General features: G+C 38.7%; 11 protein-coding genes. 6 read left to right on the forward strand and 5 right to left on the reverse strand.

Annotation, left to right across the window (positions count from 1 at the left end; translation table 11 throughout):
* The first annotated feature begins 348 nt into the window (after window positions 1-348).
* A complete protein-coding gene (locus tag ON09_RS19930; protein WP_010602835.1) occupies window positions 349-915 on the forward strand; it encodes a fasciclin domain-containing protein in 567 nt (188 codons plus the stop codon).
* A gap of 70 nt (window positions 916-985) precedes the next feature.
* Here the strand turns inward: ON09_RS19930 and ON09_RS19935 are convergent, their stop codons facing one another.
* Both ON09_RS19935 and ON09_RS19940 read right to left on the reverse strand, forming a co-directional pair.
* Window positions 986-1,432, reverse strand: a complete 447-nt coding sequence (locus ON09_RS19935; RefSeq protein WP_010602836.1) for a GNAT family N-acetyltransferase — start codon at window positions 1,430-1,432, stop codon at window positions 986-988.
* A 62-nt stretch (window positions 1,433-1,494) separates the two neighbouring features.
* Complete coding sequence (locus tag ON09_RS19940; protein ID WP_010602837.1) at window positions 1,495-2,217, reverse strand: SDR family oxidoreductase; 723 nt, start codon at window positions 2,215-2,217, stop codon at window positions 1,495-1,497.
* A 181-nt stretch (window positions 2,218-2,398) separates the two neighbouring features.
* Between ON09_RS19940 and ON09_RS19945 the strand changes: the two genes are divergently transcribed.
* Window positions 2,399-3,919 (forward strand): choice-of-anchor I family protein, encoded by a 1,521-nt coding sequence (locus ON09_RS19945; protein ID WP_010602838.1) that lies wholly within the window; start codon window positions 2,399-2,401, stop codon window positions 3,917-3,919.
* A 42-nt stretch (window positions 3,920-3,961) separates the two neighbouring features.
* Here ON09_RS19945 and ON09_RS19950 read toward each other — a convergent pair whose 3' ends face one another.
* Window positions 3,962-4,858, reverse strand: a complete 897-nt coding sequence (locus ON09_RS19950; protein ID WP_029204500.1) for a helix-turn-helix domain-containing protein — start codon at window positions 4,856-4,858, stop codon at window positions 3,962-3,964.
* 247 nt (window positions 4,859-5,105) lie between these two features.
* Here ON09_RS19950 and ON09_RS19955 point away from each other — a divergent pair, with 247 nt between their 5' ends.
* Genes ON09_RS19955 through ON09_RS19970 form a run of 4 tightly spaced genes read left to right on the forward strand, consistent with a single transcriptional unit; the run spans window position 5,106 to window position 7,984 of the window.
* Window positions 5,106-5,945: an aldo/keto reductase gene (locus tag ON09_RS19955; protein WP_010602840.1), complete on the forward strand. Its 840-nt coding sequence runs from the start codon at window positions 5,106-5,108 to the stop codon at window positions 5,943-5,945.
* A gap of 22 nt (window positions 5,946-5,967) precedes the next feature.
* Complete coding sequence (locus ON09_RS19960) at window positions 5,968-6,951, forward strand: aldo/keto reductase (protein WP_010602841.1); 984 nt, start codon at window positions 5,968-5,970, stop codon at window positions 6,949-6,951.
* Window positions 6,952-6,978: 27 nt separating this feature from the next.
* A complete protein-coding gene (locus tag ON09_RS19965) occupies window positions 6,979-7,608 on the forward strand; it encodes a flavodoxin (protein WP_029204501.1) in 630 nt (209 codons plus the stop codon).
* A complete protein-coding gene (locus ON09_RS19970; protein WP_010602843.1) occupies window positions 7,601-7,984 on the forward strand; it encodes a cupin domain-containing protein in 384 nt (127 codons plus the stop codon). Before ON09_RS19965 ends, ON09_RS19970 begins: the two co-directional genes overlap by 8 nt.
* Window positions 7,985-7,994: 10 nt before the next feature.
* On the opposite strand, the gene ON09_RS19975 is transcribed toward ON09_RS19970, so the two are convergent.
* Both ON09_RS19975 and ON09_RS19980 read right to left on the reverse strand, forming a co-directional pair.
* Complete coding sequence (locus ON09_RS19975; protein ID WP_010602844.1) at window positions 7,995-8,945, reverse strand: glycoside hydrolase family 43 protein; 951 nt, start codon at window positions 8,943-8,945, stop codon at window positions 7,995-7,997.
* Window positions 8,946-9,076: 131 nt separating this feature from the next.
* Window positions 9,077-9,709, reverse strand: a 633-nt coding sequence (locus tag ON09_RS19980) for an NHL repeat-containing protein (protein WP_010602845.1), incomplete at its 5' end; no start/stop codon positions are given.

The raw sequence follows: 9,709 nt of genomic DNA on the forward strand, positions 1-9,709 counted from the left end.
GATGCGCTACTTCAAGATTTTTGTTTGTTAATTCTTCGATTGCCGGATTTCCACTTTCTTCCAGCCAAATCGACACAAAGTCATTCTCTTCCATTATTTGTTTTTTTATTGAGTTATCCCGGGCATTCCCAAAGATTCGGCAAATTTAGAAAAAGTATCAAATTTTAGTTGATGTTCTGCCATGTTTTAAAATGCAGAAATGATTCAACGTTGCATGGATCATAGCATATTGTTGTTACTAATTAATTTTAAAAATCTGATAATCAATATGTTATTTTTAATTCTGGTTTTAAGAAAACCAGTGTTTGGTACTTATGCGTAAATGAGGACATAACAAAAACAAAAACCATGAAAAAAATTTTCTTATCTGCGGTAGCTATAGTAGCTATTGCTTTTGTAACAAATACAACAGTTCAGGCACAATCAACTGAAAAAACCAAAATGGTAGGTGGAGCAGCGATGTATCCATCAAAAGATATTGTGGATAACGCAGTAAATTCTAAAGATCATACTGTTTTAGTTGCCGCTGTTAAAGCTGCAGGTTTGGTAGAAACCCTTAAAGGAGCCGGACCATTTACCGTATTCGCTCCAACAAATAGTGCTTTTGATAAATTACCTCAAGGTACAGTGGATAACTTGGTGAAACCAGAAAATAAAGCAACCTTAACTAAAATATTAACCTACCATGTAGTGGCTGGCAATATGGACAGTAAGGCAATTGCTGCGGCAATTAAAGCGGGAAATGGAAAGGCAGAGTTAACAACCGTAGAGGGTGGTAAACTTTGGGCTTCAATGGATGGCAAGAAATTGGTATTAAAAGATGCAAAAGGCGGAATGAGCACCGTAACGATTGCTGATGTAAATCAAAAAAACGGTGTAATCCATGTAATTGATACTGTATTAATGCCTAACTAATTCGCTACTAAGCAACAAAAACCGCTTTGAACATTTAAAGCGGTTTTTTTATACACTAATTTTCGGTAGTCTATCTATAAAGCATTTCCAAATGCGGTATCCCGTCTTCCATAAATTCGATTTTGGTATCTTCAAAACCAAGCCCACTATAAAAGGCTTTGGCATAAGTTTGTGCACCAATACGAATCGGAACATCTCCGAAAAGCGTTTTGCATTCTGCTATCGCTGATTTCATTAATATCTTCCCGGTCCCCGTTCCTCTAACATCAGCATTGGTAATTACCCTGCCAATCGATACTTCGGTAAAGGAAAGTCCGGCAGGAACCAACCTGGCGTATGCCACCAAATTTTCTTCATTCCAAAGCATCAGGTGGTGGCAGTACTGATCTTTATCATCGGCATCCTGATAAAAACACTCCTGTTCAATGATAAAAACCTCGATGCGAAGTTTCATGATCTGGTAAAGCTCTTCAGGGCTCAGCTGTGTGAAAGATTTGATACTACTCGTGTATTCCATGGATGGGTAATTCTAATTAAAATAATTCAGCCAAAGATAGTCATCGAAATGAATGCTGAAAATTACGGGTTCATCATATTGAAATAATCCTGAATGATCTCGTTATTTGCCTTTGCCCGGTCGGCACTTGTACCAAAGGTAAGTTCGGTTTTTCCTTCTTTCAATTGTTCAAAGATGGAGGTTACGAAATCACTTACCGGCGGGAAATCGTTATGCAGGCCAGCTGCACCTAAATCAGTATTCAAAGCAGGCGGAATCATTTCGATCACTTCAATAGCTGATGATTTTAAACTGTGCCTTAATGATAGGGTAAAGGAGCGCATAAAGGCTTTTGTAGCACAATAAACCGGTACCTTTGATAGTGGAACAAACGCTAAACCTGAAGTAACATTAATGATGGTTGTGAGAGCACTCAGTTGCGTAAACAATTTTGTTAAATGAACTGGCGCCAAAACGTTTGTAGTCATTTCATCACTTGCCCGATCATAAAAGTCATCATCAGTGATGCTCATCCAATTTTGAATGCCTGCATTGTTGATCAAAACATTTAAATCGCTGTGATTTTGCGAAACCCAATTAAAAAGTGATAGGCGTTCCTCTTCCTTCGATAAATCACAAGTTTTTGCAATTACTGAAGGATACTGTTCAACAATCTGATTTAACAGTTCTTCGCGTCTGCCACAAATAATCACTTCATTTCCCTCTTTCAAAAATCGTTCAGTAAGTCCTAAACCTATGCCACTGGCACCACCTGTAATTAAAATTTTATTGTTTGATAATTTCATCTTCTGTTGTTTTATTTCAATTACAAAATTAAGGATGAATCGTTTTTTATAATGGTGAGTAGTACAGTTTCTAACGCCCGTTAGTAATACTTCACAATTTTTTAACGATTTGATAACCAGACGGAACTTAAATTCATTGTTGTTCAGCTCTACTTTTGCAATTCAGATATTAATGTAAACCATGAACCGTAAAAAACTTTTTGTTGCCTTGCTAATGGGTGCAATGGCCATCAGCGCTTGTAAAAAAACTACAGAACCAATTGACGAATCCGAGCCAATTGTGGCAGAAGATATTGCCAGCTTCAAGGAAGCTGCTTCTATTGATTTGGGTGGCGAAACTTCAGCTGAAATTTCGGCCTATGACCCTAGTACAAAGAAACTTTTTGTTGTAAGTAATGAAGGCGGCGCAAAGGTAGAGGTATTAGATTTGACCAATTATCCAACGATTACAAAAGCAAAAACCCTTAGCTATTCAGGAAATGCAGGTATCAATAGTGTTGCGGTAAACAACGGACTTCTGGCAATCGCTTTAGACGGCGCAGATAAACAAGGTAACGGTGATGTGGTGGTTTTAAAAACTTCAGATCTCTCTGAAGTAAAAAAGATCACAGTCGGCGCCATGCCTGATATGGTTACTTTCAGTCCGGATGGCAATTACATTCTTTCGGCGAACGAAGGCGAACCAAATGATGATTATACGATTGATCCGATTGGTACGGTTTCGATCATCAATGTAAAATCTAATTACAGCGTTAAAACCTTGGATTTTTCAGGATTTGAATCTCAGAAAGCTGCCCTGGTAGCAGGCGGTTTCAGAATTTATGGGCCTAAAGCCAGCTTTGCACAAGATATCGAACCAGAATACATCGCGGTAAGCAGCGATTCGAAAAAAGCCTATGTTACTTTACAGGAAAACAATGGTGTGGCAGAAGTTGATATTATTTCAGGTACCATCACCAAAATTAACCCTTTAGGAACGAGAGACATCAGCCTTGCTGAAAATGCTTTTGATGTAAGTGATAAGGATAACAAAATTGCATTGAGTACCTGGCCAATTAAAGCCTTTTATCTTCCTGATGCGATCTCGTATTTCACCACGGGCGGCACTTCATATTTAGCTTTGGCAAATGAAGGCGATACCAGGGCCTGGAAAGGTTATGATGAAGAAGCACGTGTAAAGAGTTTAAAATTAGACCCAGCTAAATTTCCAACTACTGCTAGCTTACAACTTGATGCAAACCTGGGTAGATTAACCGTTAGCAAGGCTTTCGGCGATACAGATGGTGATGGAGATTACGATGAACTTTTTGCAACCGGTGGAAGAAGTTTGAGTATTCTTAATGCCAGCACAGGCGCTTTAGTTGCCAATATCGGAAAAGATTTAGAACAACGTGTTATTGATGCTGGTAAGTATGATGATGAACGATCGGACAATAAGGGTGTGGAAGTGGAAGGCGTAACCGTTGCAGAAGTGAACGGTAGAACCTTGGCATTTATCGGTTTGGAACGTGTAGATATGATTGCTGTTTATGATGTGACCAATCCGTCTTCTGCAAAGTTTGTACAATTATTTGCCACCGGCGATGCGCCAGAAGGTGTGTTGTTTGTTAAGCCTAAGGATAGTCCGAATGGCAGAAGCCTTTTGGTTGTGGCCAGCGAGGGCGATGGAACAGTGAAGTTTTTTCAACCGAATAGAATATAGAAATAAAGCCTCAGGTTATACTGAGGCCTTATTATTGCACAACTAATTCAAGCTTCTGTACTCATTTCGTGATACGCCAAAATACTGTTTAAATGATCTTGAAAAGTGCTGCGGATATTTAAAACCTAATTCATAAGCGATCTCACTTACTGATTTTCGGGTATCATACATTTTTTCTTTAGCAATATCCATCAGCTTTAACTGAATGTACTCCTGTGCCGATTTGCCGGTGTCTTTTTTAATTAAATCGCCAAAATAATTTGCCGATAAGTTGAGCTGTTCAGCACAATAGCCTACACTGGGTAGGCCTATTAATTTCGGTTTATCTGATAGAAGATATGAATCAATCAGGTTTTCAAAACGCTCTAATATGCCCTGGTTTGCCGATTCCCTTGTGATGAATTGCCTGTCGTAAAACCGTATACAGTAATTCAATAATAATTCGATATTGGTTGTAATTAATGTTTTGCTGTGTTTATCAATAGATTGATTTAACTCATACTGAATTTTTAAAAAGCAATCGATCACCAGTTGCCTTTCTTTTTCTGAAAGATGCAGCGCTTCATTTACATCGTAAGAAAAAAAAGAATAGTCATGGATATGCTTGCCCAGAGAAGTTCCCTTAATCAATTCCGGATCGAACAATAGTGCCCAGCCTTTCGGCTCGAAAGTTTTAACCTTTGGTTGTACACCCAATACTTGCCCGGGCCCAACAAATACTAAAGTTCCTTCCTGGTAATCGTAATGATTGCGGCCGTATTTAAGCTCTCCAAAATTGAGCGCTTTCAGGTAGATTGCATATAAGCCAAAATTGAATGTTTGTGCCGGCATGGCTTTCGCCTTCGCTAAGTCAATAACCGTAATTAAAGGATGTTGGGTCTCCATACCCCTTATTTTATTGTATTGATCTACACTTTCAATATGTACAATGCTTTCCATAATCATAAACTCTTTTGTCAAACAAAAATAACGATTCCACAGCAGCTCAATATGCAATGTGGTCGAAATCAGTAATAATGGTATGAGATGCAGTAATTGGTATAATCATTTGCTCACCAATCATCGCGAACTTTGTTTATCAATTATCGTACATCATCACAAGTATAAGATAAGGATGCATATTGAAGGATAAGATCGAGGATGTTAGGTTTATCTGAGAATAGTATATAATTTTTAAAAGATAGAAATGAAAAATATCACACTGAATAACGGAATTGAAATGCCAGTTTTAGGATTTGGCGTTTACCAGATTAATGATGCTGCAGCATGCGAAAAAGCTGTGGTCGACGCGATTGAGGCGGGTTACAGGTTAATTGATACGGCATCAGCTTACGGCAATGAAGAAGCTGTTGGTAATGCCATTAAAAAAAGTGGTGTTGCCCGGGAAGAATTATTTATCACCACCAAACTTTGGATCTCGGGTGCGGGTTATGACCGGGCTAAAAAAGCTTTTAAAGTTTCCTTGAACAAGCTACAGCTTGATTACCTCGATTTATACTTAATTCACCAGCCTTATGGCGATGTGTATGGAAGCTGGAGAGCCATGGAAGAGTTATACAAAGATGGTAGAATAAAAGCCATTGGTGTGAGCAATTTTCACCCAGACAGAATCATGGATTTGATTGTGCATAACGAAATTATACCCGCCATTAATCAAATAGAAACACATCCATTTAACCAGCAAACAGAAACACAAAAATTCCTGAAGGAAAACAATGTCCAGATTGAAAGCTGGGGGCCATTTGCGGAAGGTAAAAATAATATGTTCAGCAATGAACTTCTAACTTCCATTGGTGCAAAATATAATAAAAGTGTTGCTCAAATTATTCTCCGCTGGTTAGTACAAAGAGGGGTAGTGGTTATTCCAAAATCAGTAAAAAAAGAACGGATTGTGGAGAATATCGATGTTTTCGACTTTGAGTTGGCTACCGAAGATATGGATGCAATTATTGCATTAGATACTAAAGAAAGCGTATTTTTTGATCATCGCGATCCTGCAATTGTGAAATGGCTAGGAACAAGATAATCAGTTTAAATAAATAAAAAAGATGGAAAAAAGAATATTAGGAAACCAAGGCTTAGCGGTTTCGGCATTGGGATTAGGTTGTATGGGTTTAACATTTGGTTACGGACCAGCAACAGATGAAACAGAAGCCGTAAGCTTAATCAGAAATGCCTTTGATTTAGGCATTACATTTTTTGATACTGCTGAAGCATACAGTCAGGGTGGTAATGAAATTGTTTTAGGAAAAGCAGTGCAGCCATTTAGAAATCAGGTGGTAATTGCCACCAAATTTGGTTTCCAGGATGGCGACGCCACCAAGGGTTTGGATAGTCGCCCGGAAAGGATTCGTCAGGTGGTAGAAAACTCATTAAAGCATTTGCAAACCGATTATATCGACTTACTTTATCAACACAGGGTTGATCCGAATATACCGATTGAAGAGGTTGCAGGAACCATCCAGGAATTAATTAACGAAGGAAAAATTAAACATTGGGGCCTTTCAGAAGCTGGAGCAGAAACCATTCGAAAAGCACATGCCGTGCAGCCAGTTGCTGCTTTACAAAGTGAATATTCTATGTTTTTTCGTGATGCTGAAAAAGACATTATTCCAACCCTGGAAGAATTAGGAATCGGTTTTGTGCCTTTCAGTCCATTGGGAAAAGGATTTTTAACCGGCACAATCAATGAAACCACACAATTTGATAAAGACGATTTCAGAAATATCGTTCCTCGTTTCTCAGAAGAAAATAGAAAAGCGAATCAAACATTGGTTAATTTATTAAAAAAACTTGCTAACGAAAAAGAGGCTACGCCAGCACAAATTGCATTGGCCTGGTTACTCGCTAAAAAATCATTTATAGCACCCATTCCAGGAACGACTAAACTACACCGATTGAAAGAAAATGTCGGCGGCGCAACTGTGCAGCTTTCTGAAAATGATTTGGCTAAAATCAAGCAGTCGCTAACGGAAATCGAAATTGTGGGCGAAAGATATCCTCAGCATTTGCAAAACAGGGTGGGGAAATAATCAGCAAAAAAACGTTATAGAAATTAGATGAATGTAATAAACACCATAACTACAATACTCCTATGTTGCGTTTTATATTCTTGCTCAAATGCACAAAATAAATCTGTTCAGAAAACACCAATGGGTAAGAAAGTTTTAATTGTTTATTTGTCAAGAACGAATAATACTAAAGCCATAGCGGAAATTATTCATCACCAGGTAGGAGGAGATTTAGTAGCAATTGAAATGCAGAAACCTTATCCGGCGGATTATAAAACTACCGTTGCACAGGTTGCAAATGAAAATGAATCAGGCTTTCTTCCTCTACTGAAAACCAAAATTGAAAATATCGATCAGTACGATACAGTTTTTGTAGGTTTTCCAACCTGGGGAATGGCGCTTCCACCACCAATTAAAAGTTTTCTCCGCCAGTATAACTTTAAAGGGAAAACCATAGTCCCTTTTAATACCAATGCAGGCTATGGCATTGGAAGTACTTTCGATACCCTAAAATCACTTTGTGCTGAAAGTAAAGTGTTGGAGGGTTTTAGCATGAAAGGTGGAATTGAAAAAGAAGGTGTTTTACTGGCTATTAAAGATGGTGTAAGGAAACAAGCGGAGATGAAAGTGATCGCGTGGCTCCGAAAAATTGGATTAAACAAGAAAGATAATGGATAATAAAGAATTTAAATCAGCACCAGCATCATATTTTACTGGAAAAGCATTTTTGAAAACACTTGTTGCAGCAGATGAAATTACGAATTGCAACATTAGTGAGGTGGTTTTTGAGCAAGGTTGCCGAAACAATTGGCACACACATCCATCCAACCAGATCCTGATTATAAAAGAGGGTACCTGCTGGTATCAGGAAGAAGGGAAGTCGATACAAAAATTTTCGGCAGGCGAAGCCATTAATATTCTGCCGGGAATAAAACATTGGCATGGGGCATCACCAGACGCACCAATGGTCCACTTTGCCATCAATATCAACACTGAAAATGGCATGGTAAACTGGCTGGAGCCTGTAACCGATGCGCAATATAACGCTGGTTAATTCAGTTAATTTATTTGCTGGGAAAAGCTTTTGCCAATGCTTTGGCTTCGGCAGCAGATAATCTGGAAACACTTCCATGCCGGGCATCGTCTGGCATAGAAGTGTTTTTTTCTAATTTCCAGTTAAATAAATCCGTTGATGAGGAAATGCCGTATTGGTCTACCATCGGGTAATCATACAGCAATAGCCAGCCTTTCTTTAAAGGATCTTTCATCACGCTCGGTCCTTCGGTAATGGTCGGGGCGATTTGTCCTTTATTCAAAGGTCCTTCGTAAATTTTGTAAGGTCCTTCGATATTTTTCGCAGTTGCTACCCGAATACCTCGTCTTTCACCAGTTTTTGCACCAAACTCTTCTTCTTTGTGGAAAAGATAGTAAGTGCCCTGGTGCGTAATCACTGTTCCATCAATAACCGAGTAGGGCGGGTCGAACATTAATTTGGCAGGGCTGAAAGTTTCCCAGTCCTTAGTTTTGCAATACCATAATCTGCTTTCTTTCCAGCCTGCATCTTTAAATGTCGATGACCAGAAAATGGTGTATTCTTGTGTGTTCTGATCGTAATAAAATTCTGGCGCCCAGATGTTTCCAACAAAATTTCCTGCTTCGTCTTTTACATCTTTCATTAAGTGGATATATTTTTCAAATTTCCAGTTAATTAAATCTTTTGAGGTGGCATAGGTAACGCTCGGCCCGAAGTTTTTTCTGTTTTCAGGCCCACCACCGCCTCCTGTTGCAATCAATCGCCAGGTTCCATCTGCTCCGCGGTGAATATATTGATCACGCATGAAACGATCCCAAATTGGTTTATTATTATTTAAGGCTTCCCAATGGCGTCCATCCTTTGATAGCGCAATATGGAGATTTGCGCTTAACATAGGGTTTGGTAACGGAACTTCTACGGTTTCGCCTTTTTCATTAATCTCTATCCTGGTAGGATATCGCTGACGGAAATAGGTTAGCATCCATACACTATCAGTTTTAGAGGCTGTTCTTTTTGTAGCAGGTTTTCTATCTTGTGCAATTGAAGTTGAATAAGCGTAACAAGCAGTAGGGTTAAGGCAAATATTTTTTTCATAGGTAGGAGTCTGATTGGTTAAAATTCAACTTTATAAGCAATGACCGAGTTGGCATTAAATGTTGGTACATAAAGCATCTTGCTTCGTTGATCGTAACAAATATCTGCTGTATTCATCTTGCCCTGAACATCTAAAAGTTTATGTTTGGTGCCATCTTTCTGAATATGATAAACAATTCCGGCCCAACAGGTTACAAGGAAGTCGCCATTGCTAAGTGGTTCCAAACCGTCGCCCGATTTTTCCAATCCTTCTGCTATTATCGTTTTGCTTTTATTTTTATCAAATTTCAGGAGTTGAAAACCTGATAAAACATGAAGTTCATTGTTAATAAATTTCAGTCCATTGGCTGCAGTTACCTGATCAAGGTAAACATTGCTTTTTCTATTTATAATCTGATGAATTTTATTTGTCCGGGTATCAGAAACATAGATTATTCCTTTTTTATCAATGGCAATATCATTGAGGAAAACAGCATCCGGCACTTTCACGGTTTCTGCTATTTTTGCCGTTTTTAGATCAATAGCATGTACCACATCCAAATCGGCAACATACAGTTTGCCGTTATACACCGCCATTCCTTTTGGAGCATTCAGGCCGCTGATCCAGGTGGCATTCTTGATTGTTCCATCTAAATTTAAAATGGCAACACC

The sequence above is a fragment of the Pedobacter agri PB92 genome (assembly GCF_000258495.1).
Lineage (GTDB): Bacteria > Bacteroidota > Bacteroidia > Sphingobacteriales > Sphingobacteriaceae > Pedobacter > Pedobacter agri.

Bases quoted from the DNA above. Each gene is read 5' to 3' on its own strand.
- ON09_RS19930 (WP_010602835.1), top strand. From the start codon at position 349: ATGAAAAAAATTTTCTTATCTGCGGTAGCTATAGTAGCTATTGCTTTT.
- ON09_RS19935 (WP_010602836.1), bottom strand. From the start codon at position 1,432: ATGGAATACACGAGTAGTATCAAATCTTTCACACAGCTGAGCCCTGAA.
- ON09_RS19940 (WP_010602837.1), bottom strand. From the start codon at position 2,217: ATGAAATTATCAAACAATAAAATTTTAATTACAGGTGGTGCCAGTGGC.
- ON09_RS19945 (WP_010602838.1), top strand. From the start codon at position 2,399: ATGAACCGTAAAAAACTTTTTGTTGCCTTGCTAATGGGTGCAATGGCC.
- ON09_RS19950 (WP_029204500.1), bottom strand. From the start codon at position 4,858: ATGGAAAGCATTGTACATATTGAAAGTGTAGATCAATACAATAAAATA.
- ON09_RS19955 (WP_010602840.1), top strand. From the start codon at position 5,106: ATGAAAAATATCACACTGAATAACGGAATTGAAATGCCAGTTTTAGGA.
- ON09_RS19960 (WP_010602841.1), top strand. From the start codon at position 5,968: ATGGAAAAAAGAATATTAGGAAACCAAGGCTTAGCGGTTTCGGCATTG.
- ON09_RS19965 (WP_029204501.1), top strand. From the start codon at position 6,979: ATGAATGTAATAAACACCATAACTACAATACTCCTATGTTGCGTTTTA.
- ON09_RS19970 (WP_010602843.1), top strand. From the start codon at position 7,601: ATGGATAATAAAGAATTTAAATCAGCACCAGCATCATATTTTACTGGA.
- ON09_RS19975 (WP_010602844.1), bottom strand. From the start codon at position 8,945: ATGCTAACCTATTTCCGTCAGCGATATCCTACCAGGATAGAGATTAAT.